Source organism: Chelativorans sp. YIM 93263 (genome assembly GCF_028767125.1).
Classification (GTDB): Bacteria; Pseudomonadota; Alphaproteobacteria; order Rhizobiales; family Rhizobiaceae; genus Chelativorans.
Genome location: NZ_JAKCWP010000003.1, coordinates 424580 through 450376, shown reverse-complemented (window position 1 = coordinate 450376; position 25797 = coordinate 424580). Strand labels below are relative to the sequence as shown.

The 25797-nt window shown below is 63.2% G+C and carries 22 protein-coding genes; 16 read left to right on the top strand and 6 right to left on the bottom strand.

Annotation, left to right across the window (positions count from 1 at the left end):
- Positions 1-14: 14 nt before the first annotated feature.
- From LY631_RS09260 to LY631_RS09240, 5 genes are all read left to right on the top strand, one after another.
- Entirely contained in the window at positions 15-1073 is a 1059-nt protein-coding gene (locus tag LY631_RS09260) for an ABC transporter substrate-binding protein (protein WP_274424971.1), read from the top strand.
- Between the two features lie 114 nt (positions 1074-1187).
- Complete coding sequence (locus LY631_RS09255; RefSeq protein WP_274424969.1) at positions 1188-2036, top strand: ABC transporter permease; 849 nt, start codon at positions 1188-1190, stop codon at positions 2034-2036.
- Position 2037: 1 nt separating this feature from the next.
- The gene (locus LY631_RS09250) at positions 2038-2850 is read left to right on the top strand and encodes an ABC transporter permease (RefSeq protein ID WP_274424968.1); all 813 of its coding nucleotides are present in this window, start codon (positions 2038-2040) and stop codon (positions 2848-2850) included.
- 12 nt (positions 2851-2862) lie between these two features.
- Positions 2863-3924, top strand: a complete 1062-nt coding sequence (locus LY631_RS09245) for an ABC transporter ATP-binding protein (protein ID WP_274424966.1) — start codon at positions 2863-2865, stop codon at positions 3922-3924.
- A 27-nt stretch (positions 3925-3951) separates the two neighbouring features.
- Entirely contained in the window at positions 3952-4329 is a 378-nt protein-coding gene (locus LY631_RS09240; protein WP_274424965.1) for a RidA family protein, read from the top strand.
- Between the two features lie 36 nt (positions 4330-4365).
- Here the strand turns inward: LY631_RS09240 and LY631_RS09235 are convergent, their stop codons facing one another.
- Complete coding sequence (locus LY631_RS09235; protein WP_274424964.1) at positions 4366-4824, bottom strand: COG4315 family predicted lipoprotein; 459 nt, start codon at positions 4822-4824, stop codon at positions 4366-4368.
- A 343-nt stretch (positions 4825-5167) separates the two neighbouring features.
- Between LY631_RS09235 and LY631_RS09230 the strand changes: the two genes are divergently transcribed.
- The 3 genes from LY631_RS09230 (at position 5168) to LY631_RS09220 (ending at position 9068) form a co-directional block, all read left to right on the top strand.
- The gene (locus LY631_RS09230; protein ID WP_274424963.1) at positions 5168-6220 is read left to right on the top strand and encodes an ABC transporter ATP-binding protein; all 1053 of its coding nucleotides are present in this window, start codon (positions 5168-5170) and stop codon (positions 6218-6220) included.
- 144 nt (positions 6221-6364) lie between these two features.
- Positions 6365-7345, top strand: coding sequence for an ABC transporter substrate-binding protein (locus tag LY631_RS09225; protein ID WP_274424962.1), 981 nt, complete (start codon positions 6365-6367; stop codon positions 7343-7345).
- A 10-nt stretch (positions 7346-7355) separates the two neighbouring features.
- A complete protein-coding gene (locus LY631_RS09220; protein ID WP_274424961.1) occupies positions 7356-9068 on the top strand; it encodes an ABC transporter permease in 1713 nt (570 codons plus the stop codon).
- A 37-nt stretch (positions 9069-9105) separates the two neighbouring features.
- Here the strand turns inward: LY631_RS09220 and LY631_RS09215 are convergent, their stop codons facing one another.
- A complete protein-coding gene (locus LY631_RS09215; protein ID WP_274424960.1) occupies positions 9106-11292 on the bottom strand; it encodes an acetate--CoA ligase family protein in 2187 nt (728 codons plus the stop codon).
- 66 nt (positions 11293-11358) lie between these two features.
- Positions 11359-12339 carry a Bug family tripartite tricarboxylate transporter substrate binding protein gene (locus LY631_RS09210; RefSeq protein ID WP_274424959.1) on the bottom strand — a complete coding sequence of 327 codons (981 nt, stop codon included), beginning with the start codon at positions 12337-12339 and terminating at the stop codon, positions 11359-11361.
- A gap of 256 nt (positions 12340-12595) precedes the next feature.
- On the opposite strand from LY631_RS09210, the gene LY631_RS09205 reads away from it, so the two are divergent.
- The 6 genes from LY631_RS09205 to LY631_RS09180 are packed head-to-tail and all read left to right on the top strand — an operon-like array spanning position 12596 to position 21514.
- Positions 12596-15889: a carboxyl transferase domain-containing protein gene (locus tag LY631_RS09205; protein ID WP_274424958.1), complete on the top strand. Its 3294-nt coding sequence runs from the start codon at positions 12596-12598 to the stop codon at positions 15887-15889.
- Between the two features lie 20 nt (positions 15890-15909).
- The gene (locus tag LY631_RS09200) at positions 15910-16356 is read left to right on the top strand and encodes a tripartite tricarboxylate transporter TctB family protein (protein ID WP_274424957.1); all 447 of its coding nucleotides are present in this window, start codon (positions 15910-15912) and stop codon (positions 16354-16356) included.
- Between the two features lie 3 nt (positions 16357-16359).
- Complete coding sequence (locus LY631_RS09195) at positions 16360-17880, top strand: tripartite tricarboxylate transporter permease (protein ID WP_274424956.1); 1521 nt, start codon at positions 16360-16362, stop codon at positions 17878-17880.
- Between the two features lies 1 nt (position 17881).
- A complete protein-coding gene (locus LY631_RS09190; RefSeq protein ID WP_274424955.1) occupies positions 17882-19948 on the top strand; it encodes a 3-hydroxyacyl-CoA dehydrogenase NAD-binding domain-containing protein in 2067 nt (688 codons plus the stop codon).
- A gap of 4 nt (positions 19949-19952) precedes the next feature.
- The gene (locus LY631_RS09185; protein WP_274424954.1) at positions 19953-21119 is read left to right on the top strand and encodes an acetyl-CoA acetyltransferase; all 1167 of its coding nucleotides are present in this window, start codon (positions 19953-19955) and stop codon (positions 21117-21119) included.
- The gene (locus LY631_RS09180; protein WP_274424953.1) at positions 21116-21514 is read left to right on the top strand and encodes a Zn-ribbon domain-containing OB-fold protein; all 399 of its coding nucleotides are present in this window, start codon (positions 21116-21118) and stop codon (positions 21512-21514) included. The genes LY631_RS09185 and LY631_RS09180 overlap by 4 nt, the downstream gene beginning before the upstream one ends.
- Positions 21515-21538: 24 nt before the next feature.
- Here LY631_RS09180 and LY631_RS09175 read toward each other — a convergent pair whose 3' ends face one another.
- From LY631_RS09175 to LY631_RS09165, 3 genes are all read right to left on the bottom strand, one after another.
- A complete protein-coding gene (locus LY631_RS09175) occupies positions 21539-22270 on the bottom strand; it encodes an IclR family transcriptional regulator (RefSeq protein WP_274425098.1) in 732 nt (243 codons plus the stop codon).
- A 228-nt stretch (positions 22271-22498) separates the two neighbouring features.
- Complete coding sequence (locus LY631_RS09170; protein ID WP_274424952.1) at positions 22499-23380, bottom strand: NAD(P)-dependent oxidoreductase; 882 nt, start codon at positions 23378-23380, stop codon at positions 22499-22501.
- Positions 23377-24345: an SMP-30/gluconolactonase/LRE family protein gene (locus tag LY631_RS09165; protein ID WP_274424951.1), complete on the bottom strand. Its 969-nt coding sequence runs from the start codon at positions 24343-24345 to the stop codon at positions 23377-23379. The genes LY631_RS09170 and LY631_RS09165 overlap by 4 nt, the downstream gene beginning before the upstream one ends.
- A 184-nt stretch (positions 24346-24529) precedes the next feature.
- Here LY631_RS09165 and LY631_RS09160 point away from each other — a divergent pair, with 184 nt between their 5' ends.
- Both LY631_RS09160 and LY631_RS09155 read left to right on the top strand, forming a co-directional pair.
- A complete protein-coding gene (locus LY631_RS09160) occupies positions 24530-24907 on the top strand; it encodes a hypothetical protein (protein WP_274424950.1) in 378 nt (125 codons plus the stop codon).
- Entirely contained in the window at positions 24904-25785 is an 882-nt protein-coding gene (locus tag LY631_RS09155; RefSeq protein ID WP_274424949.1) for an alpha/beta fold hydrolase, read from the top strand. Before LY631_RS09160 ends, LY631_RS09155 begins: the two co-directional genes overlap by 4 nt.
- The last annotated feature ends 12 nt before the right edge of the window (positions 25786-25797 follow it).

Sequence of the window (25797 nt, the reverse complement as noted above, 5' to 3'; positions counted from 1 at the left end):
GAGGAGAACGCACAATGACGGCATTCAACAAGCGGCCCTTCGGCCTGCTCGCGCCAAACCGCCGAACATTTCTGAAGGCATCCGGTGCCGCGCTCACCACGACACTCGCCGCACCCTATATTGCGCGGGCCCAGGAAAACGTCCTTTACATCAACACCTGGGGCGGGCCCTGGGAGGAGGCCGCACGCGCGAATCTCTTCGATCCCTTCACCGCCGAGACGGGTGTCGAGATCAGGACGGTCTCGCCGGTCTCCTTCGCAAAACTGGCCCAGCAGGTACGCACGGGCACCTATGAATTCGACATCACCACGCTTGGCGGTAGCGAACTCGTCCGGGCCAACGAAGCCGGTATTATCGAGACCTGGAACGAAGCGCCTTATGAGGGCGCCCTGTTCCAGAACGGCGTCGCCTCACATGCCTTTGCAACCGTGATCGGCCACAGGACCGACAAGTTCCCCGATGGCGGCCCCAAGAACTGGGCGGAATTCTGGGACGTGGAACGTTTCCCCGGACCGCGTTCGCTACAGCGTTATCCCGCGCGCATTCTGCCGATCGCGCTCCTGGCCGATGGTGTACCGGAAGACGAGCTCTACCCGCTCGATATCGATCGGGCCTTCGCATCGCTCGACCGTATCAAGGATAACATCATCGTCTGGTGGACCGCCGGTGCGCAGTCGGCGCAGATCCTGCGGGACGGCGAAGTGGACCTCATCGGCATTTGGCACAGCCGCTTCTTCGAGGCGCAGGACACGGGCGCGCCGCTTGAGATGACCTGGAACGAAGGCGAAATCGACCGCGCCTATTGGGTCGTGGCGAAGGACACGCCGAACGCCGAGATCGCCAGAGAGTTGATCAAGTTCGCCACGAGCCCCGAGCCGCTGGCTGGATTTGTGATGCAGGCGAACTACGGGCCGCTCAATCCGGCCGCCAATGAATACATCCCGGAGGAAGACGCCGAGCGCATGCCGACCTCACCGGAGAACTATGCGAAATGCTTTGAGCAGGATATCGCCAATCTCGGCGCCGATCCGTCGGAAATTTCTCAACGCTTCGAAGAGTGGCTTGCCACCTGAATGACACGATCGGGTGCTGCATCCGATCGCGCAAAACGCCGCCGCGAATACCCATGGTACGTGCTTCGCGGCGGCGCCGCCAAGAATCGATAACGAATAAGAAGAGGAGCAGCAGTGGGAGCGACAATCTCCAGATTGGCTGACAAGCCGAATTTGTGGCCGTGGCTGCTTTTGACGCCGCTGGCCCTCTATTTGGCCGTCTTCTTCGCCGTGCCGCTCTTCGACGTTGCGGTGATGAGCTTTACCGAACCCTCACTGTCGTTCGCCAATTATGAGCGGGTGCTGACCGGCAAGCTTTATCAGCAGGTCTTCATGAACACGTTTATGACGGCCGGTCTGGTGACCCTCTCGTGCCTGCTCGTGGGCTATCCGCTCGCGTATCTGATGAATCATGTGACGCGGCGCACGGCGATGCTCATCCTGCTGCTCGTGACCATGAGCTTCTGGACGAGCTTCCTGGTGCGCACCTATGCCTGGATGGTGCTGCTTGGCAATAACGGGCCAGTCGTCGCCTTCCTGGCCGCCATCGGCGTCGACCCTGCGCCGCAGCTTCTCTTCACGCGCTTTTCGTCGACGCTGGCCATGGTGCACATCCTGGCCCCGTACATGATCATGAACATCTACACGGTAATGCAGAAGATCGATCCCGTGCTTATCCGCTCGGCCGAAAGCCTTGGCGCACGGGGGTGGTCATTGTTCCGTCACGTGTACCTGCCGCTCACCGCACCCGGGATTGCCAATGGCTGTGTGCTGGTCTTCGTCATCTGCATCGGCTTCTACGTCACACCCGTGCTGCTGGGCAGCCCACGCGAGCAAATGGTGGCAGGTCTCATCGGCACGCAGATCGAGGAGTTCCTGGCCTTCGGCATGGGGTCGGCGATGGCGATCATCCTGCTGGTCATCACACTGGCCATTCTGGCCGTCTATCACCGCCGTTTCGGCCTCGACAAGCTGTGGGGGTGACATGAACCGTCTCATGCGCATTCTGGGCGTCCTCGTCGTGATCTTCATCGCGGCACCGTTGGTCATTGTGGTCCCGATGTCATTCTCCGACGCGCGTTCGCTTCAATTCCCGCCGCCCGGATACTGGCTCGGCTACTATTACGCTTTCTTCAACGACTGGGGCTGGCTGAGACCTACCTGGAACAGCATCATCATCGCGGCGGCGACCATGGTGCTGACCATGATCCTCGTCGTGCCGGCAACTTTCGCGCTGGTGCGCTACCGCTTCTACGGCAAGAGCGTCGCCGATCTGATGATGATGATGCCGCTGGCCGTGCCGCACATCGTCATGGCGGTGGGGTATTATTCGTTCCTCGGCGATCTGCGCCTGGTGCACACGCATTTCGGCGTTATCCTTGCCCATACCTGCCTTGCGGTGCCGATCGCGTTTCTGGTGCTCTCGGCCAATCTGAAGGGCTTCGACCGGACGTTGGAGCGTGCGGCGCAGAGCCTCGGGGCCAGCCCCGTGCGTACGTTCATGCACGTGACGCTGCCGATTCTGCGACCGGGTATCATGATCAGCGCGCTCTTTGCGTTCATCCAGTCCTTCGACGAGACGGTGGTCGCGATCTTTATCTCGGGCCGGAACGCCGAAACCCTGCCGCGCAAGATGTTCGACAGCATCCGCCAGGAAGCCGATCCGGTGATCGCCGTGATCTCCACCCTTCTCTTCGCCGTCGTAATCTTGGCTCTGGTCGCACCGGCGGGCTGGAAGAGCATTCGCAAGCGCCTGCGTTCCAAAACACCGCCGGCAGCTATCCTCGGTAGCCAGTAACGGGATTTCACCATGAACAGCTATCTTGAAATCAAAAACATCACGAAGAGGTTCGGGGATTTCACCGCTCTCCATGAGGTCAGTCTCGCGGTGGAGAAGGGGGAGTTCGTCACCTTTCTCGGCCCCAGTGGCTCGGGCAAGACGACGACCCTGATGATCATCGCCGGCTTCGAGAAGGCGACGAGCGGGGATGTTCTGGTGCAGGGACAGTCCCTGTCCGGCCTGGCGCCCTATCAGCGCAACATCGGCATCGTCTTTCAGAATTATGCCTTGTTCCCGCACAAGACGGCGGCGGATAACGTCTATTTCCCGCTCCAGATGCGCGGCTACGGCCGGGGCGAGGGGCTGGAAAAGGCCGCCGAGATGCTCGACCTCGTCGGGTTGAAAGGCTTCGGTGACCGTTATCCGAAGGAGCTTTCGGGCGGCCAGCAGCAGCGTGTGGCTCTTGCCCGCGCGCTCGTTTTCGAGCCTTCGCTCCTGCTTCTGGACGAGCCGCTGGGCGCGCTCGACAAGAACCTGCGCGAGCAGATGCAGATCGAGATCAAGCGCATTCAGCGCAGGCTGGGCGTGACCACTGTGTTCGTCACGCACGACCAATCCGAGGCCATGTCGATGTCCGACAGGATCGTGGTGTTCGAACAAGGCCGAATCCAGCAGGCGGCCTCGCCGCTCGATGTATATCACCGCCCGAAGACGCGGTTCGTCGCGGGATTCGTCGGCGAGAGCAATCTCATCCCCGCGCGGATCACGGATGCCGCCGCGGGTAAGGCGGATAGTCCGGTTCTTGGCAACTGCGAAGTTAAGGCAAACGGCGCGGCGGACGGCCAGGACGTGACGCTTCTCATCCGTCCCGAGCACATCAGGCTCTCGCGCGAGCCGGTGGACGGGCGAAAAAACGCCCGCATGCAGGTGGATACCATCGTTAACTACGGCGACAACGCTCTCGTCATGGGCCGCGTCGGTGATCTCAACATGCGCGCGCGCGTCCTGGGGCGGGATGTCATCATTCTGGAGGAAGGTGACGAATGCTGCATAAGCTGGCTGCCGGAATCTGTATTCGTCATTGAACAGTAGCCGCGTCGCGAAAGAAGGATAAAAACCATGACCGAAAGCTTTTTCGAGCGGTTCGGAGTCGGTAAGCGCGCCAGCCTCGCAACCGCCCTCAACGGGACGGGCTATTTTGCCGTAACGCCGCAAGCGCCCTATGACGGAAGCCTGAGCACCGCCGAACAGACCCGCCAGCTTCTGGCAAAGGCGGACGCACGGCTCGCCGAGATCGGCAGCGGCAAGGACCGGCTGGCTTTCACGGCCATCATCCTCGCGGACATGGTCGACTACGATTCCGTGAACGAGGTTTGGGACGAGTGGGTCAAGGACGTGGATCCACCGGCGCGTGCGTGCTTTGAGGCACGGCTCGCCAGCCCCGACATGAAGGTCGAGATGATCATGGTTTCGGCGGTGAATTTTGATATGACGTAGCCGACAGCGGCCGCGCGGACGCTGCCTCGGAAAGAATTACTCCTCGCCTTCGATCTGCTCGCCTGCGGGTGAGACGAGATACCACTCGCCGCCGAAGCTTTCGATCTCGTGGCCGGTCGGCTCGTCCGAGCCTTCGTCCTGGGAGAAATAATAAAGCGGCCAGCCATTATAGGTGACCATCATCTGCCCTTCGTGATCGAGGGTGCCGATCATTTCGGCGTCGACCTGATCGCCAGCCTGGGGCTCGCCTTCGCTATAGACGGGCGGCCATGCGTCCAGGCATTCGCCTTCGCACGAGACCTGGGCGTCGCTATCGCCCGTTCCCTGCGTGTCGGTCGTAAAGAGATAGAGGGCGCGGCCTTCGCCGTCAGCCAGATAGCTGCCGTATTCCTCGCTCTCCCCGACCGTCAGTTCCACGGCATCCTGGGCCATGGCGGGCGTAGCGGACAGCGCAAGTGTGATAATCGCGGCGGAACCAGTCAAATGCTTCAACATGAGAGCCTCCCGTGGGATCTACGGCCCCGCTAACACCTCGGCAGCGGCTTTGTTCCACGGCTGGATGCCGATAACTTCACGCGGACAGATACGCGCCTCGTTCGGGACGAGAGGGGCGCAACTCCAGTTTGCCTTGCTGCTGTCGAGATTTCGAGGTGTGATCCTGCATATCCGCCCAGGGTTGCACCGCCTCCGACAGCGGCACCGGCCCATCCACGTCAATGTCAAGGACGCGCAGTTGGAGCATGCGCACCAGTGTTAGAGACGGCCAGCGTGAGAAGGCACCTGTCGTTAAACCGTCGCAAACCTTCGGTAGCGCTTTATCCAAAATCAGGAGCGGGCAATGGCTGGCATCGAACTTGGCGGCGTCACCAAGCGCTTCGATCAGAAGGCGGTGGTACGCGACGTCGACCTGCACATCCAGGACGGCGAATTCCTCGCGCTCCTCGGCCCGTCCGGCTGCGGTAAGACTACGCTTTTGCGCATGATCGCCGGGCTTGAGCGCCCAACAAGCGGTGAAATCCGCATCGGCTCGGACACGGTCGCGTCCCAATCGATCTTCGTTCCGCCCGAAGACCGCAAGCTCGGCATGGTCTTTCAGTCCTACGCGCTCTGGCCACACATGACGGTCTTCGAAAACGTTGCCTTCGCGCTGCGCGTCGCCAAATTGCGCGGCAAGGCGCTCGAGGACCGCGTCACCGAAGTGCTCGAAGCTGTCGGCCTCGCCGAATTCGCGGCACGGAAACCCGCGCAGCTTTCCGGCGGCCAACGCCAGCGCACCGCACTTGCACGCTGCCTCGCCATGGAGCCGCGCCTTATCCTGCTCGACGAGCCGCTGGCTAACCTCGATGCCAATCTACGCGGCACCATGCAGAGGGAGTTCCGGCGTATCCACAGAGAATCCGGCACAACTTTCGTCTTCGTCACACACGATCAGCACGAGGCCATGGCGCTCTCCGACCGCGTCGCGGTCATGCACGAAGGCCGCATATTGCAACTGGGCACCCCGCAGGATGTCTATGGCCAACCTGCCAATCCCACAGTTGCTCGTTTCGTCGGCAAGGGCGCGCTTCTGCCGGTCGAGGTCACTGAAACGTTGGGGCAGGGGCGCCTGCGCGCGCTTCTATCGGAAAAGCTGATCGAACTGTCTGGGCCCGAGGGCACGGGTGAGCGCACGCTCTGCTTGCGTCCCGGCGACATTGAAATCCCCCCCGCTGATACCGCCGGATTCGCCGCAACCGTCATGTCCGTCGAATATCGCGGCGGCATGTTCGCGCTGGAACTCGCCCCCGACAGCCTGAACGGCACCCGCCTTGAAGCCGCATCTCCGGTCGCCTACGCTGAGGGCGACCGGGTGGATTTTGGCATCAAGAGCGGCTGGGTTCTACCGGGGTAGGCACCCGGCATTGAGGCGAACACCCACTTCCTCTATCGCTTGGGGAAAATGGCAAACCCGCCTCGAACTTTGTCACCGCACTGTAACGGACGCCCAATAGAGAGTCGCCCGTCACGGTAACGCACTCCTTGAAAGGCCATTGCCATGAAACGTCATTTCCTCACCACACTCGCCGTTCTTCTCGCGGGCGCCGCCCCCGCCATCGCCCAGGATGGCACCATCACGGTCTATACCTCCCAGCCGACCGAGCAGATGGAAGCGGTCATCGCTGCATTTAACGAAGACTATCCCGACGTGACCGTTGAGTTGTTTCGCTCCGGCACCACCGAAGTGATGACCCGTCTGCAGTCGGAAATTGCCGCTGGTGACGTCCAGGCCGACGTCGTGCTCATCGCCGACGCCGTCGCAATGACCCAGCTCAAGAACCAGGACCAACTCTACGCCTACGAGGATGCCCCGGTCGAGAACTTGCCCGCAAGCGTCGTCGATCCCGACATGACGTTCTTCGGCACGAAGCTCATTACCACCGGCATCGTCTACAACACCGATCTCGTCGAAGAAGCCCCGACGTCCTGGGCCGATCTGACCGACTCTGAGGTGGCTTCGGGCCTTATCATGCCCAGCCCGCTCTACTCCGGCGCCGCGGTAATTCACGTCGGCACCATCGTCCAACAGCCCGAACTCGGCTGGGACTTCTATGAAACCCTAGCCGACAACGGTGCCGTCGCCGGCCAGGGCAATGGCAGCGTGATCGAAGCTGTCGCGCGCGGTGAAAAACCCTACGGGATCATCATCGAATACATGGCCCTGAACGCCAAGGCTGAGGGCTCGCCTGTCGATTTCGTCTTCCCCGAGGAAGGCGTCACCTCAATCACCCAGCCAGTCGCGATCATCGAAGGCACCGACAACCTCGAAGCCGCCCAGGCGTTTGTCGACTGGCAGCTTTCCGAGACCGCCCAGGAGCAGTCGGTTGCTCAAGGTTACTTCCCGATCTACGACGGCGTCGAGCCCCCGGCCGGCTATCCGCAGGTCTCCTCACTCTCCATTCTCGAGGCCGACCCCGCCGCGATGCTAGAAGCCGACGAAGAAAACAAGCGCAACTTCGCCGATCTCTTCGGCGGCTAACAGCGCGTTGATGGCATCAACTCTAAGGCGTATCCCGTCCGGCGAGACGTTCGTTCTTGCCGGACTTCTGCTTTACGTCGTCGTTGTCGTCGTCATCCCGCTCGCGCGCCTGCTTCTCGAGGGCCTCGCGCCGGGCGAGGAGGGGCAGATCTTCGGCCTTGCGCGTGATACTTGGGGCAGCCGTTCGGTCGGTCGCGCGCTCGCAAACACAGTGCTCATCGCTTCGCTGAGTACCTGCGTTTCGGTCGTCGTAGGCGTTGCCTTTGCGCTTTTCGTTCGGCTCACCGACATATGGGGGCGCAAGGCGATCGTCTTCCTCGCCATGCTCCCCATGCTGATCCCGCCGCAGATTTCGGCACTGGCGTGGATCGAACTCCTTGGTCCCTCGAGCGTAATCCTTCAGCTACTCGGTCTCGCCCCGCCGCCGGGCACGACGAACCCGCTCTATTCGATGGGCGGCATCATCTGGGTGATGGGACTCGAGCACGCCCCACTGGTCTTCCTCGCGGTTACGGCTGCCGCAAGCGGTCTTTCCAACGACCTCGTGGAAGCCGCCCGCATTGGTGGTGTCGGGTCCTGGCGAATCGTCCGCTCGGTTGTTGTTCCGCTCCTGTTGCCGGCGATCATTGCCGGGGGTGCGCTCGCCTATGTCTCGGCCATCGGCAACTTCGGAGTGCCCGCGCTTCTGGGCATCCCCGGCCGCGTCACGGTCTTAACGACGCTCATCTACCAGCGTCTCAATGGCTTTGGCCCTTCGGTCCTCGGCGAGGTCGCCGCAATCGCCTACCTCCTCGTAGGCCTTTCCATTCTCGGTATCGTTATCCGTATCGTGTTCGAAACCCGCAGCCGCACCGTCCAGACGCGCATCGGCCCCGCACTGCGCAGCTTCGCGCTCGGCCGCCATCGTCTGACCGTGAGCGCGCTCGTCTGGACGGCTACACTCTTTTTCTCGATCCTTCCGCTGATTGCGCTCGTTTCCCGCGCGCTCGTTCCTGCACTGGGCGTCAAGCTCAGCTTTGAGACGATGTCGCTCGAGAACTTCTCCTTCGTCCTGTTCGAAAGTGCAGGCACGCGCCGTGCCTTCGCCAACAGCTTCACCCTCGCGGCCGCCGCCGCCATCCTTTCGGCGCTTGCGGCCATCCCCTTGGCCTATTTTTCGACCGTCCGCCAATTGCCCGTCGCCCGATTCCTCGATGCAGCCGCCGATGCGCCTTATGCCGTCCCCGGGACGGTTCTCGCCGTCGGTATCATCCTCGTGTTCCTGCCGCCGCTGCCCCTCCTCGGTTTTTCGCTTTACGGCACGATCTGGATTCTGCTGATTGCCTATCTCGCCCGCTTTCTCCTTCTCGCTCTGCGCCCGATCAATGCCGCCTTCGCAACGCTCGAAACCGGTCTCGATGAAGCCGCGGCCATCGCCGGCGCTCGCCCAATGCGGCGCCTCCTCGCCATCGGCGCGCCCCTTGTGGCGCCCGCTGCGGTGGCGGGCGCCATGCTCATCTTCATGACCGCATTCAATGAACTAACCCTGTCGGCGCTTCTCTGGTCGACTGGCCACGAGACCCTCGGAATCATGGTCTTCTTCCTGCAATACGAGGGCAATTCCCCTGCCGCTGCCGCGCTGGCGACGGTCATCGTGGCGGTCACCGTGCTGCTGGCTTTGCTCTTCGAACTCTTTGGCCGCCGCTATGCCCCCGGCGCGGTACCCTGGCACGTAGCCACGTAGAGTTTTTCCGGGCCATTTGCCGGCAGGACGGGCTTATTCATTCGGCAGCGGCATGATGCTGCCGCGACCCCGTTCGATCGGCGAGCACGATAAGCGCGTCCGCGGCAATGATGTCGCTGCCGCGGCAGATGAGGGGGTTCAGGTCGAGTTCCGCCAGCTGGTTCGCGTGGTCTGCGGCAAATTCAGAGACGCGTGCGATGATGTCTGCCAGGGCTTGGCGATCTACGGCGGGAAGGCCGCGGAAGCCGTCGAGCAGTTTGGCGCCGCGCAGGTTCTCCAGCATGCGTAAGGCCTGGTCGGGGGTTACGGGTGCAGGGGCGGTCACGCTGTCGGCCAGCAGTTCGACCATCACGCCGCCGAGCCCCACAAGAACAAGGGGTCCGAAGGCGGGATCAATGCGCGCACCGACGACGATCTCTATGCCTTCGGGGATCATGCGTTGTAAGATTACACCGTCGATGGCGGCATCGGGGGCATTGCGGGAAACGTCGTCCATCATCTGCTCGTAAGCGGCGGCAACGGCTTCCGGTGTGTCGAGATTGAGGGCGATCCCGCCAACTTCGGTCTTGTGGGCGATGTCGGGACTGTCGATCTTCATGACCAGCCTGCCGCCCATTTCGACCACCGCCTGCCGCGCTGCCTCGGCGGAGGTCGCGCGCCAGTCCGTCGTCACCGGCACTCCATACGCGGCCAGAAGCGCTTTGGCTTCGCGTTCGGCAATCGTGCGGTGCGGCGATGCGGCAAGCGCCGTGGCAACTTCGCGTCCCGCTTCATCAACGCTGACGCGGACCGAGGCGGTGGTCTGCAACTGTGCGCGGCGTCGGTGCCAGTCGGTCCAGATGCGGATGGTCTCGAAACAGCGGTCCATGGAGCGGAACAGGGCGAGGTTGCGGGCAATTTCGATCTCCCGCGCGCCAGGTCCCTCCAGCCAACCCGACAGCCAGACCAGCGAAATCACTTTGCCTGCCTCCCGGCCAAGCCGATCAAGGAGCTCGATGCGGGGATAAGCTGTCTCGTAGGCCAGCGGGTGCGGGACCACCAGGGCAGCATAGCCGTCCTCGTCGAGCACCGTGCGCACGCAGGCGGTGAGGGATTCCACATTGTTGACCACCTCGGCGGTGACGTCGGCGGGATTGCGCGCACTGCCGAAGGAGGGAATATGGGCGCGCAGGGTGTCGCGCACCGCACTGTCTGGCTGGGGAAGCGGAACGCCGGCCGCTTCGGCGGCGTCTGCGGACAGGATCGCGGCGCCGCCTGAGGTGGCGATGACCATGGCACCGTCGCCGGTCGGCGCATCCACTTTGGAGAGGAAGCAGGCCGTTTCCAGAAGGTCCTCGAAAGCGTCGATCACGATGCCGCCGGCCCGCTCGATCATTGAGCGGTAGGCGGCGTGGGAGCCAGCGAGGCTGCCGGTATGGGAGGCGGCCGCCTGGGCGCCCGTGTCTCCATGCGCCATCTTGCACAGGATAATGGGTTTGCCGGCGGCGGTGGCACGCCGTGTGACTTCCTCCAGGCGGCGCGGCGCGGTGAGGCCCTCCAGCAGGCAGACGATGACCTTGCAGGCCGGGTCGTCGACCAGGAAGTTGGCACAATCGGCGAGATCGACATCCGCCGAATTGCCGCACGACAGAACATGGCTGAAGAAGACACCCCGGTTCATCGCCTGGGCCAATGACAGGCCGAGTGCACCGGACTGACTGACAAGCCCTATGCGGCGATCCTCCGGCGCGCGGTCGAAGCCGCGCTCGAAATCGAGGCCCGTCAGGAAGGTGGCTCCGGCGCGAGAAGAGAAATTGACGAAACCGATCGCGTTGGGCCCGAGCAGAGGCACGCCGCTCTCGGCGGCGCGGGTGGCGAGTCGGTCCTGGATCGCGGCCGTGTCCGCCTCGCCGGTCTCGGCAAAGCCCGATGCAATCATCACGACGCCGCCTGCGCCGACAGCGATGCAATCTTCGAAGATCGCCTCTACGGTCGCCAGACCGGTTGCCACAATGACGCAATCGGGCGCCTCGGGCAGATCCCGCAGCGAGCGGCTGCACGGCATGCCGTCGATGTCGTCATAACGCGGGTTGACCAGGTGCAGGCGCCCCTCGAAGCCCGCAAGGTTGGCCATGAAGCGTGCGCCGAAGGAACTTTTGTTGGCCGAGGCTCCGACGATGGCGATGGACCTGGGCGAGAACAGCCGGGCGAGACGCTCGGCGCTTTGGACGGGATCGTGATTCATGGCTATCCTGCGAAGTAACGAAGACGCACCGGGCCGCGAGGGGCGGCCCGGTGCTATTCTTTTACGCTATTGCTCGACGACGATGCCGGCGGCCTCGATGGTCTGCGCTGCAACCTCGGTTTCCTCGGCGATCTGGGCGCGGAACTCTTCGGGCGTCGGAACGACGGGGCGACCCTGCATTTCGAGTTTCTCCCGCGTCGCCGGATCTTCCGTCGCAGCGACGATGGCGTCATACAGCGCCTTCACAATTGCCGGGTCGGTGCCGTCCGGCACGAAAACGCCGGTCCAGAAGGTAACGTCGAAATCCGGGTATCCCGCTTCCATCATTGTCGGCGTATCAGGCAGGCCCGGCCAGCGGTCGGGGCCGGAAACGGCAAGTGCCGTCAGCTTGCCGGCCTCGATCTGCGGAACACCGGCGGGCGTGTCGAAGGCGAGGTCGATTTCGCCGCCCAAGAGACCCACTTCCATCGGCGCAGCGCCCTTGTACGGGATGTGCGTCATCTTCACATCGGCCTGCTGCGACAGCAGCTCCGTCGCGATGTGGATGAGATTGCCGATGCCGGCCGAACCGTAGGAGAGCTCGTCCGGTTTCTCGCGGGCCAGTTCGACGAGGGAGGCGACATCGGTAACGCCGGCCGTGCGCTCGTTCTCGGGATTCGTCACCAGAATGAAGGGAGTGGCCACCACCTTGGTTACCGGCTCGAAGTCCTCCAGGGGTTGGTACTGTATATCGTTGAACAATGTGGGGTTCACGGTGATCGAGCTGGAGTTCGAAAACAGTATGGTGTGCCCGTCAGACTCGGCCTGAGCCACCGCCGTAGCGGCCAGCATGCCGTTGGCGCCGGTCCTGTTCTCAACGACGACAGGCTGACCCAGGGACTTCGTCAGGTTCTCGCCGACGATTCGAGCGACGGAATCGATCGAGCTGCCGGCGCTGAAGCCGACGATGATCTTGATCGGTTCGCTGGGCCAGTCCTGCGCCTGTGCCGAGTTGCCGTAACCAAGGCCGAGCATAAGCGCGAGGGCGAGTGGTCGTAATTTCTGCATGGAGTTCCTCCCTTTCAAGAAAAATGGTCTGTTACATAGCCCATGTGTTCTATTCTGAGCACCAAATAATAAATTTTGCAATGCCCTCGCGGAATTTTTGGGGCGGTCTGCATTCAGCTGGTGGCAAATTCACAGCCGATCGGCAGAAAAGGACTTGATCTCAAGTTAGAACATATGTTCTTTCAGAGAGAACGAATTGAAGGAGGATGGACATGAATGGAACGTTCTGCGGGGATGGCGCGGGGCGCACGGCTGCATGACGAGCGAATTCACGTCCAGCCGCATGCTAATCGCCAATCGAGGCGAAATCGCTATCCGTCTAGCGCGCACGGCCGCGGATCTCGGCCTCTACACCTGCGCAATCCATCCTGAGGATGACGCCGCCTCGCGGCATGTTCATAGCACCGATGAGGCTGTTTTGCTGCCGGGTCGAGGCGCGGCCGCGTATCTGGACATCGATGCGGTGATCGAGGCTGCGAAGCGGTCCGGTTGTGACATGGTTCATCCGGGCTATGGTTTTCTGTCCGAGAACGCGGCGTTTGCCGCCCGATGCCAGGAGGAAGGCATCCTCTTCATTGGTCCGGACGCGGCGGCCTTGCGGGAACTGGGCGATAAAGCACGTGCGCGGGACCTGGCGCGGCGACTTGGCGTCCCGGTGGTCGACGGCGCCGATGACGTATCCACTCTTGAGAGCGCAACTGCCTTTTTCGAGGCTCAGCCGCGCGGCACCGCGATTATGATCAAGGCCGTCGCTGGCGGCGGCGGGCGGGGCATCCGGGTGGTGCGGAACGCGGCGGAGTTGCCGGCAGCGCTGGAGAGTTGTCGCAACGAGGCACGCAGCGCCTTCGGCGATGGCGCGCTTTATGTCGAGCGCCTGATCGAGCGGGCGCGCCACGTAGAAGTGCAGATACTGGGCGATGGGCAGGGTGGCGTCGTTCATCTGTGGGAGCGCGAATGCACGCTGCAGCGCCGCAACCAAAAGCTGCTTGAAATCGCGCCAAGCCCGTGGATCGACCGCACGATGCGCGACGCCATGCTGCAGGACGCATGCCGGATCGCAGCCGAAGTCGGCTATCGCGGCCTTGCCACGATGGAATTCCTGGTTGACCTCAATCGAGGAGACTACGCATTCATTGAGGTCAATCCGCGCATTCAGGTCGAGCACACGGTTACGGAAGAACTGACGGGCCTCGATCTCGTGGCTGCGCAGATTCGCGTATGCGCCGGTGACAGCCTTGAAGAACTTGGCCTTGAGCAAGAGGCGATTCCCGAGCCACGCTGCATCGCTGTCCAGGCGCGCATCAATGCGGAAGTAATGAGTCCCGACGGCAGTGCCCGCATGGCCTCCGGGCGCATCAACGCCTACGAGACACCCGGAGGCCCGGGGGTGCGTGTGGACGGCGGGGGCTATCGCGGCCTGAACTTGTCGCCACATTACGATTCCCTGCTCGCCAAGGTCATCGTGCGCGGGAAGGACTGGGTGCAGGCCCTGACGCGCCTCGACCGGTCTCTGGCGGAGTTCCGCGTCGACGGCGTGCCGACCAATTTGGGCTTTCTGCGCAAGATCCTGGCGCTCCAGGAAGTGCGAAGTGGTGCCATCACCACCCGCTTCGTCGACGAGCATGCGGCTACCCTGGTCGCGGCGGAGGATCCGCCGCAGCAGATGGGAGCCGGCGAGGCCGAGACGTTGCACGGCGAGGTCGGCGGCATTCCGGTGCCGCCTGGGTTCGAGGCCGTGGCTGCCCCGATGGGCGGCGTGCTCGTGCGCCTGCTCGTCGCCGAGGGCGATGCGGTGGCGCAGGGTGCGCCGGTTGCCGTTCTCGAGGCGATGAAGATGGAGCATGTGGTAAGCTCCAAGATCGCCGGCTACGTTCGCGGTCTTGCCCCCGTCGACGCCGTGGTGGCCGCGGGAGAGGCCCTTGTGGTACTGGAGCCGGCTGACGTCGCCGCTAATACGGCAACGCGCGAAGAAGCTTTCGATCCCGACCGTATTCGCCCCGACCTGGAAGAAGCGTTGAAGCGCCGCCAAATGGGTTTCGACGCCGCCCGGCCCGAAGCCGTCAAACGGCGGCATGCAAAGGGCAAGCGTACCGCGCGCGAGAATATCGCGGATCTCTGCGATCAAGGCAGTTTTGTCGAATATGGCGCGCTGGCCGTCGCCGCGCAGCGCAGCCGCCATTCGGAAGAGCATCTGCGGCAGATCAGCCCGGCCGACGGACTTGTGGCGGGGCTTGCCACCATCAATGGCTCGATCTTTGGCTCCGAACGGGCACGTGCGGCGGTCATGTCCTATGACTATACGGTCTTTGCGGGCACCCAGGGCAATATCGGCCATCGTAAGACGGACCGGCTTCTGCGGGTGGCAGAAAGGTCAGCATTGCCCGTCGTCATCTATGCCGAGGGCGGCGGCGGCCGTCCAGGTGACACGGATAACCGCCCGGGCGTGAATCTCGCCAACCCGACATTCTGGCAGCTCGCCCGCATGTCTGGCGTGGCTCCGATGGTGGGTATCGTTTCGGGGCGTTGCTTTGCCGGCAATGCGGCCGTACTGGGGGTCTGCGACGTGGTGATAGCCACCGAGGATGCAAATATCGGTATGGGCGGACCGGCGATGATCGAAGGGGCGGGGCTTGGCGTTTACCGGCCGGAAGAGGTTGGACCCGTTTCGGTGCAGGCGCCGAACGGGGTTATCGACGTCCTCGTTGCGGACGAAGCAGAAGCCACAGCTGCCGCCCGCAAGTATCTGTCCTATTTCCAGGGTTCACTTGAGGATTGGGAGGCGGGTGATGAGCGCATGCTGCGCGGCGCGGTTCCTGAAGACCGCAAACGCGCCTATGACGTACGGCCCTTGATAGAGATGGTGGCCGACAAGGACAGCGTGCTTGAACTGCGCCGCCAGTTCGGTCCCGCGCTGGTGACGGCGCTTATCCGCATCGAAGGCCGCCCGTGCGGCGTCATGGCCAATGTTGCCGCCGTCAATGGCGGAGCGCTCGATCGTGACGAGGCGGACAAGGCGGCGCGCTTCATGCAGCTTTGCGATGCCTACGACCTGCCGATCATCAGTCTCGTCGACACGCCCGGCTTTATGGTGGGCCCGGACGCGGAAACGCGCGCCAATGTCCGCCATTTCAGCCGGATGTTCCTGGTGGGAGCCAGCCTCAACACGCCCTTCCTGACGGTGATCCTGCGCAAGGCTTATGGCCTGGGGGCGATGGCCATGAGCGGCGGCAGCTTTCACGAAAGCAGCCAGATGACGCTCAGCTGGCCGTCCGGAGAATTTGGCGCCATGGGCCTTGAAGGCGCTGCGCGTTTGGGCTTCCGCAAGGAGCTCGAGGCGATCACGGATTCGCAGGCGCGCGATGAACGCTATCGCGAGATCGTCGCCGGCATGTATGAGGCGGGCAAGGCCGTCAATATCGCCCCCTATCTCAGCATCGACGCTGTCATCGACCCGGCCGAGACCAGAAGCCTGTTGGCGGCGGGATTGGCCGCGGTGCCGCGGGCGCGACTGCCGAAAGAGTCCAAACGACCCATGGTCGACGCCTGGTAAGGCGACAATAGGGAGGCGGCATGAAGGGACGACACATCAACTGGCCGGAGACGGCGGCGGCGCTGACCGTGCTCGCCTTCGGCGTCTTCATGGCGGCGAAAGGCATGGACTATCCACTGGGGTCGCTGCGCCGGATGGGGGCGGGCTTCATGCCGGTGGCGCTGGGCACGCTCCTCGCTCTCTTCGGCGTCGGTCTGCTCTTCGAGGCGTTGCGCGCGCCGGAGGAGGTCTTTGAGATCCGATTGCGACCGCTCATTGCCATCGGCCTGTCGATCCTGTTCTTCGCCTTCACGGTACGCCACATCGGTATGATTCCGGCAACCCTCGGCATGATCGTGCTTGCGGCGTTCGCCGACCCGCCGTTCCGGGCGATGCCGGCCCTGCTGTCGGCGGCAGTCATTGCCATTGCCGGCTACCTCCTTTTCGTTCCCGGGCTCGGCGTTTCGCTCGACCCGTTCTGGTGGTGAGCTATGGAAACGCTCGCCAATCTCTCACACGGTTTTTCGGCCGCCCTCAGCCTGGACGCGCTGCTCTTCTGTTTCATCGGTGTATCCGTCGGCACGTTTGTCGGCGTCCTTCCCGGCATCGGCGCGCTGGCGGCAATCGCGATGCTCCTGCCGCTCACCTACTATCTCGACCCGATGGTCGGGCTGATCATGCTGGCTGGCATCTTCTACGGCGCTCAGTATGGCAGCTCGACCGCTGCGATCCTGCTGAACATTCCAGGCACCGCGACGGCGGCCGTCACCTGCCTCGACGGATATCCAATGGCACGCGACGGGCGCGCCGGCGTGGCGCTGTTCACGACGTCGATAACCAGCTTCTTCGGCGGCATGTTCGCGATCTGCCTGATGATGTTCTTTACGCCAATGCTCGCGAACCTGGCGCTTTCGTTCAACTCGGCAGAGTATTTCTCGGCAATGTTCCTTGGTCTCGTAGCCGCTTCGACCTTCAGCGTCGGCTCGCCTCTCAAAGGGCTCGCCATGGTGGTGCTGGGTTTGGCGCTCGCCATTCCCGGGACGGACATCAATTCCGGCCTCATGCGTTTTACTTTCGGCCGCTACGAAATGGCGGAGGGCTTTCAGCTTGTCGCCATCGCCATGGGCTTGTTCGGCATATCGGAAATCCTGTCGACCCTAGTCCGGCGCGAACAACCGCAGGTCCTGGCGCGCGACATTACGTTTCGTTCCCTGCTGCCGACGCGCGACGATTGGCGCCGGATTCCGTGGCCGTCGCTGCGCGGCGCCGGCATCGGCTCAATCATCGGGGCGCTGCCGGGCTCCGGACCCTCGATGGCGACCTTCATCGCCTATGCGGTGGAGCGGCGCGTGGCGAAGGACCCGTCCCGCTTCGGTAAGGGTGCCGTCGAAGGTGTCGCGGCGCCGGAATCGGCCAACAACGCCGCCGTGCAGGCGGCCTTTATCCCGACGCTCAGCCTCGGCGTGCCAGGCGATGCGGTGATGGCCATTCTGCTGGGCGCGCTGATGATCCACGGCATCATCCCCGGGCCGCAATTCATTCAGGAGCAGTCGACGCTGTTCTGGGGACTGGTGGCCAGCTTTTGGATCGGCAACATCATGCTGCTGGTACTCAACGTGCCGCTGATCGGCCTTTGGGTGCGGCTGCTGACAGTCCCCTATCGAGTGCTCTACCCGACCATGCTCTTCCTCATCTGCGTGGGTGTCTACTCGGTGCGATCCAACCCGTTCGATGTCGGCGTTGCTCTCGCCTTTGGCATTCTTGGCTTCTTCATGAACATGCTTCGCTACCCGACCGCTCCGGTTCTGCTGGGCTTCATCCTCGGCCCGCTGATCGAGGAGCATTTCAAGCGAGCGCTTCTGGTATCGCGCGGGGATCTGGCCATTTTCATCGAGCGCCCGATCAGTGCTGGCCTTCTCGCTCTCGCCCTGGGCTTGCTCCTGCTCTCTTTGTGGCAGGCGTTGCGGGCGTGGCGCCGGCGCAATGCGGTGACCACTTCAATGGAGACATAGGATGACTGAACGTGCCGTAACCCTTCAGCGCGTGGACGATGTGGCGCTGTTGATGATCGACAACCCGCCGGTCAACGCGCTCAGCCACCATATGCGCGTCGACCTGGAGGCGTGCCTCGATAAGGCTGCCGCTGATTCCAACGTGCGGGCAGTGGTGATAGCTGGCAAAGGGCGCTCGCTCTGCGCCGGAGCGGATATCCGTCAGCTGAACGCTCCGCCGCAAGAACCGACCTCGCCGGAGATATTCATGCACATCGCAGCGCTGAAGAAGCCAGTGGTCGCTGCTATACATGGTCCCACCCTCGGCGGCGGCTTCGAACTGGCGCTAGCCTGTCATGGCCGCGTCGCCGCGCCCGATGCGCAGATAGGGTTGCCCGAGATACGCCTCGGTCTCATTCCGGGCGCAGGGGGCACGTTCCGTCTGCCAAGGCTCATCGGCGCGGCGGCGGCGCTCAGGCTCATGGCCGAGGGTCGCCGGCTTGATGCCGAGGAGGCGCTTAGCATGGGGCTGGTCGACGCCGTCTCGCATGATCTGCAGGGTGCCGCCATCGCGCTGGCACAGCAGCTGGCGGATGATCCGAAAACGGCGGCGGCTGCGCGGGCTGATCGTGAAGACTTCGAGCATACCGCCGAGAAGGTATTGCGCCGCGCACGCGGGGCCGATGCGTTAGCGGCGCTTGTCGAGGCGGTTCGCGACAGCTTCCGGCAGGATGATGCGACGGCACAAAAGGAGGCGCAGCGACGCTTTCAGGAGCTGCGTTCGGGGGATCAATCGGCCGCGATGCGGCACCTCTTCTTCGCGGAACGAAAGGCTGCGCGCCTGCCCGTGGACGTCTCCGGAACGGCTGGGACTATTGATCGGGCGGCCGTCGTGGGCGCGGGCACCATGGGCGGGGGCATTGCGATGAGCTTTGCCGATGCCGGCATTCCGGTGGTTCTGATCGATGCCAAGCAGGAGATGCTCGAGAAGGGCTTAGCGCGGATTCGTAAAAATTACGAGATTTCGGTCGGTCGCGGGCGGATCAGCCCGGACGAATGCGAGGCGCGAATGGCACTCATCACCCCCGCTACCGCGCTGGACGCGGCGGACGGCGCCAATGTGGTGGTGGAGGCTGTCTTCGAGGATATGGAACTCAAGCAGCGGCTGTTTCGCGATCTCGACGGAATCGTTGCCGGCGAGGCGGTGCTGGCGTCCAACACTTCATCGCTCGACATCAACGCCATAGCCTCCGCCACACAACATCCAGAACGCGTGATCGGCCTGCATTTCTTCTCACCGGCCAACGTGATGCGCCTGCTGGAGATCGTACGGGGCGCCAGAACATCGGGCGATAGCTTGGCGACAGCCCTTGCCATCGCCGGGCGGCTGGACAAGCAACCGGCTGTCGTCGGTAATTGTCCGGGCTTCGTGGGCAACCGCATCCTGCGCCAGCGCCACCACCAGGCGGAGTTGCTGCTCGAGCAGGGCGCACGGCCGGCTGAGGTGGACGGCGCGGTGACGCGCTTCGGCATGGCCATGGGCCCCTTCCAGATGAATGATTTGGCCGGCCTCGATGTCTCCCGCCTTGTCCGGCAAAGCCAGGGCTACAATCTGCCGGTAGCCGACGCGCTGTGTGAGATGGGGCGCCTCGGCCAGAAGACCGGGGCGGGGTACTATCGCTACGAAGACGGGCGCACGCCCATTCCTGATCCCGAAACAGACAGGCTGATCGAAAGCATCGCCGTCCGGTTGGGCGTCAAGCAGCGCACTTTTTCCGAGGAAGAGATCATCGCGCGGCTGTTCTATCCGATGGTCAACGAGGGAGCGCGCGTCCTTGAAGAAGGGATCGCTGCGCGCCCGAGCGATATCGACGTGATCTATGTCCATGGATACGGATTCCCGGCCTGGCGAGGCGGCCTCATGTACTGGGCTGACCAGGAGGGGCTGGACCGGATCGCTTCTGCGCTCGACGCCTGGTCGCGGGAGGCGGAAGAGGAAAGGTTGCGGCCGGCGCCGCTCCTTGCCCAATTGGCAGGCGAAGGCCGCAGCTTCGCCGAATGGAATGCAGAACGAAACAGCGAGGATTGAGCGCATGGGGCGCAATTTCAGGGATGCGGTGGCGATTACCGGTGCCGCCGAAAGCGAGGTCGGTATCCTGCCGCACCGCACGGAAATGCAGCTGCATGCGCAGGCGGCCAAGCGGGCTCTCGAAGATGCGGGCATTCCCCTGTCGGAAGTGGACGGCGTGTTGTCGATCGGCTCGTCGCACGGCACCAGGATGCCGTCGGTGCAGGTGGCTGAGTATCTCGGCATCTGCCCCAGCTACAGTGACTCCACCTCGTTGGGCGGTTGCTCATTCGAAGCGTATGTGCAGCATGCGGCCCTCGCCATTGATGCCGGTCTTTGCAACACTTGCCTGATCACATACGGGTCGACCCAGCGGAGCGGCGGTGCAGGCTTCGGCGGCGGCACGGATCCCTGGTTGCCTTTTTCGCAGTTCGAGGCGCCCTGGGGCTTGCCGATGATGACCGGCGCCTATGCGCTGGCAGCCTCCCGGTACATGCATCTCTACGGCACCACCCGCGAGCAGTTGGCTGAGATTGCGGTCGCCGCGCGCGCCTGGGCGAGGCTAAACCCTGACGCGCCACGGCATGAGCCGCTGACCGTTGAAGATGTGCTTGCGGCACCGATGATCGCCACGCCGCTCGGCAAGCTCGATTGTTGTCTCGTGACTGACGGCGGCGGCGCCGTGGTCGTCACCCGGGCCGACCGGGCGCGGGATGCGCGCAAGGCACCCGTCTGGCTGTGGGGTTCGGCCGAGACGCATACCCATTCCTCGATCGCCAACATGCCCGATTTGACGGTAACGCCCGCCGCGCGCACCGGGCCCGCGGCTTTTGCGAGCGCCGGCCTGCGGCCACAGGACATGGACCTGGCGATGATCTACGACAGCTTCACCATCACCGCGTTGATGACACTGGAGGACCTGGGGTTCTGCGGGAAAGGCGAGGGCGGGGATTTTGTGTCCCACGGACGCATTGCGCCCGACGGTGAATTTCCGATGAACACCCAGGGCGGCGGTCTCAGCTATACCCATCCGGGCATGTACGGCATTTTTCTTCTCGTGGAGGCCGTGCGCCAGATCCGTGGCGAGGCGGGCGAGCGGCAGGTGCCGGTGAATCTCGCCCTCGTTCATGGAACCGGCGGCGCGCTCTCCGCCGGATCCACCCTTATCCTTGGCAAGGAGCCACGCCGATGAGCAACAAGCCCGTTCCCGTTCCGGATTCCGAAACCACGCCCTTCTGGGAAGCCGCTGCCCAAGGCGTTCTGAAGGTGCAGCGATGCACCGGCTGCGGCGAGCATGTCTTTTATCCGCGCGTCGTTTGCCCGTCTTGCCTTTCCGACGATCTTCAATGGGTATCGGTGTCTGGGCGAGCCACAGTTCATGCGGTCACGGTTGTGCATCGCGCTGCGGCGCCCTTCAAGGAGGATTTGCCCTATGCAGTCGCGCTGGTCGATCTGGCGGAAGGACCTCGCATGATGACGCAAATCCTGACCGATGCGCCCGAAAAGCTCGCCATCGGCGACGCCGTGGAGGTGGAATTCAGGCGGCAAGGGGAGGGGCCGCCACTGCCGTTCTTTCGCCCCGTCTAAGGTCGCGGCCGGAGTAATGCCGGCTCAAGTGGGATAGGTCCCGCCCATCTCCGTCGTCAATTCGCGGACAGCGGCCTGTAAGGGCCCCTTCATCCGTTCGACATCTTCAGGGGTGAAGCGTTCCTTGGGGCCGGAGAGGGAGAGGGCACCCATCAGCCGGTCGCGGCGGGTGAAGACCGGAGCGGCCACACCGGCGCAAAACTTGTCACGCTCGCCGAGGGATGCGGCAAAGCAGTCACGCCGGATCTGATCCATCTCCTCGCCTTCGGCGTGATCCTCGCCGAAAGCAAGCAGAACCTTGCCCGCCGCGCCGCGGCGCATCGGAAGGCGATCCCCCGCATGCACACGGTCGAGCGTCGAGTGATTGGAGTCCAGCCGGAACAGGCACACGCGTTCCTCGGCGGTCTGGCGAATGTGGAAGGAGGGGCTTTCCAGACCGGCGTCGACCAGCCGCTGCATGACCGGCAAAAACAGATGACGCAGCGGATTAGCGCGCTCGTAAGCGAGGCCCAGCTGCATGACCGTCGGGCCGAGGGCATATTTGGATTCGTCAACACGTATCACGTAGCCTGCGTCCTGCAGCGACTGCAGGAGACGCAGGATCGTGCTTTTATAGAGACCGGTTGCACGCGAAATCTCTGACAGGTTTCGCGGCATGCTCCAGGCTTCCAGGGCCGCAATTATCGACAGGGCCCGGTCCACCGCCGCGACGCCACGCTGCGATTTGTCCGCATCCATATCGAACTTTTGATCCATGCTCACGCGCCTACCTCGTTGCCTGTGTGCTGCGCATCTGTTCTGTTTAACGAAACGATCATTTCGCTGCAATCGGCCATCTGGCGAATGCGGCCATTCTGCCACGGCGCCTTTAACCTGAAACCGACATCGATCGCTTGTCCCCAGCCATATCGCGCTATTGCCAGATAGCGAAAAACCGTGACGAATCTGCCATGGGGCGTTCGACCAAGAGAACCCCTGCGGCGCTCAGACCTTGTCGATGACGCGTGCAAGAACGGGGAAGTAAGCGTTCGGGAAGCCGGCCTCGCGTGCCTTCTCCATGCGGGCTTTGGCCAGCTCCGCGCCCGGTGCCCGAATGCCGGTCAGCTCCGCCAGATCGAGCGCGCAGGCGACGTCCTTCAGGGCGTAGTCGGTGGGGAAGGCGCTCTCGGGAAACACGTCCGGCAGCATCGCCTTCATGCCATGATTGCGCAGCGCGAAACTGTCTGCCGATCCCTTGGACAGAGTCTCGAACAGCAGTTTCCCATCCACGCCGGCGGACTTGCCTAGCGCCAAGGCTTCCGAAAGCGCGACGACGGTTTCGAACAGCACCATATTGTTTAGGATCTTGACCACCTGACCGCAACCGACGGGGCCACAATGGGTGATGTCGGTCGCCGCGTGGGCCAGGATTGGACGAAGACGTGCGAAAATTTCGTCACTGGCCCCGACCATGATCGATAGCGTTCCGTCCTCTGCCGCCTGTCGTGTACGCGCCACGGGTGCATCGGCGAAGGCAATCCCTTTGGCGGCTAGGTCATCGGCAAGGCTTCTGGTCAGACCGACGGGCGCGGTGGACATATCGACCACGAGGAGGCCTTCGCGTGCCGTTTCGAGCACCCCGCCCGGACCGTGCACCACCGCCTCCACCTGCTTGCCGCCGGGAAGCGACAGAAAAAGGATATCGACCTTTTCTGCCAGTTCGGCCGCGCTTTCGGCGCGCTGCGCGCCAAGCTGCACCAGCCGTTCGACGGGCTCGGGCTTGAGATCGAAGACATGCATCGCCGCGCCGGACTTGCTGAGGATATTGCGGCAGATGGGCTCGCCCATCACGCCGAGGCCGGCGAAGCCGATCGTCGGTGAAGTCATGTCTGTTCTCCTGGAATGTGCTTGATAGGGAGGGAAAGGATCGAATCGCCGCAAAGCGAGCCGAGATAGGCCGTGCTTTCGTCAGCGGAGAAGTCGATGCTCGCCATGTTGCCGAGGCGGCTGGCGCCGGTGTCGTAGAAGTGCTCGCGCCCCATGCGCGCCTCAGCCAGCGCCGTCTCCACCCGGTCGACAAGGGCATCGTCGCAATCTTCAAGGATAAGGCTCTTCGCGCCTTCCGGCGAAAGGCGCCACAGACGGTTCGAGACGATGCAGGTTACCCAGAGGTTGCCACGGCTGTCGAAGCGGATGCCATCGGGGAAATCGCCGCGGCCGAACTGGGCGAAGGTGCGGCGATTGGTGAGGCCGCCATCGGCCAGATCGAAGCGGGTGATTCGTCGTGAAAAGGTTTCGCTGATGACGAGGCCCGCACCATCCGGCGTAAGGCGGCATTCGTTCGAAAAGCAGATGTCGTCCGCGAGGATCCGCGCGCCCTTACCGTCCATCAGCACGATCAGACCGTCGGCCACCTTGTCGCTGTAGGCGGCGAATCGCGGCTGTCGGACCGTACTGACGGTTATCCAGGTGCGTCCTTCGTGATCGGTCATCACGAAGTTGGCCGCAGCCAGTGACACGCCGTCGGCTTCCATCAGGTGCGGCGAGAGGCTGCCGTCCGGCGCGAGCCGCCAGATTCCGCCGCCCTCTCCGATGTTGGCCAAAAGGAAGCTTCCGTCGGGCTGTGGTGCGATTCCGTTCGGAACCAACTCGTGCCCGCCCGCAAGAGCCGGATCGGGCCCGATCGTAGTGACGGTGCCGTTGGCCGAGATGCGGCTTACGCCGCGCCCGCGGTGCGAAACGGCAAGGGTGCCATCTGCAAACGCATGAACGGATTCAGGTCGTTCCAGGCCGCTGCCGATGCGTGTGACCTGCTCGAGGGGGCATAGGGGAGATTTTGGATCGATAGACAAATTCAGTACCTCCTGTTTCAGGAAATAGACCTAAAATTCTGCTAGACGCAACAATTTGTTTCGTTAGGATGCGTTTCAACAGGGCTGGCGGGAGCTCGAAAACGAAAACGCATTGCCAAACCGCTGACAGTGCGTTTATAAAACAGACCAAATGTTCTGCCAAACAAACCACATGGAGGCGTAGATGGGGAGCGGGATTGCCGAGTCTTTTGCGCGAATTCCTGCCCTGTTCGCAGCGTCTGAAGCGTTGGTTCGGGGGGCCGCGCGAGCCCGGATCACCCTGTTGCTCGAGGCAGGTGAAGAGTGCAAGCGGCTGCGGCTCGATTGTGGAACGCTTCAGATCCAGGACACTTCCGGTCCGATGGACGGGTGGGACGTGGCGCTGAGGGCTGCGCCGGACGCGTGGGCCGATCATTGGTCGCTGTTTCCCCGGCCCGATGCCAACGATATTTTCGGCATGGCCCGGCACGGACGCATGCGCATTGAAGGCAACTTCCTGCCGCTGATGCGCCACCTTCAACTTGTGAAGGACATCGTCGCTCTGCCCAGGGGCGCGTCGTGACCGCGCGCTTTGACTCAATCACCGGACGCTATCTGCGCCTCGAAATCGGTGGGCGGCCACATCGCCTTTATGTTGAGGAAGCAGGCGAGGGCATCCCGCTTCTCTGTCTTCACACGGCGGGTGCGGACGGCCGGCAGTACCGGGACCTTCTCCTGGATCCTGAAGTGACGAGCCGCTTCCGCGTCATTGCTTTCGATATGCCATGGCACGGCAAATCCAGCCCGCCGGAAGGTTGGCAGGACGAGGAATACCGCCTCACTACTGCCGCCTATGTCTCGACGATTCTTGCAGTCTGCGAGGCGCTCGGCCTTGACCGGCCGGTCGTGCTCGGCTGCTCTATTGGCGGGCGCATCGTGTTGCAGCTCGCGGCCGATCACGCCGGCTGTTTCCGGGGGCTAATCGGCGCGCAGGGCGCGGCGTGGCAGGAGCCGTGGTACGACACGGATTGGCTGCATCGCCCCGACGTTCACGGCGGCGAAGTTTGCGCCGCGCTCATCTCGGGCTTGATCGCGCCCGGTGGCCCCGAGGCCGACCGGCACGAGACCCTTTGGCACTACATGCAGGGCGGTCCGGGCATCTTCAAAGGCGACCTCTGGTTCTATCGCGTCGATGGCGACCTGCGCGAGACGATTCGTCGGATCGACACACAGCGCTGTCCACTATGGCTGATGGCAGGCGAGTACGATTTCTCGTGCCGGCCCGAGGACATGCTGGCCACGGCGGAACAGATTCCGGGATGCGGCGCGATCGTAATGGAACGGTTGGGCCATTTTCCGATGAGCGAGAATTACGGGCAGTTTGCCCGCTACCTGCATCCGGTGCTGCAGGAAATCGCAGCCTCGGCTCCGCCGGCTGAAGCAAGCACGCCGGCCAAATGAAACGGGAGGAAA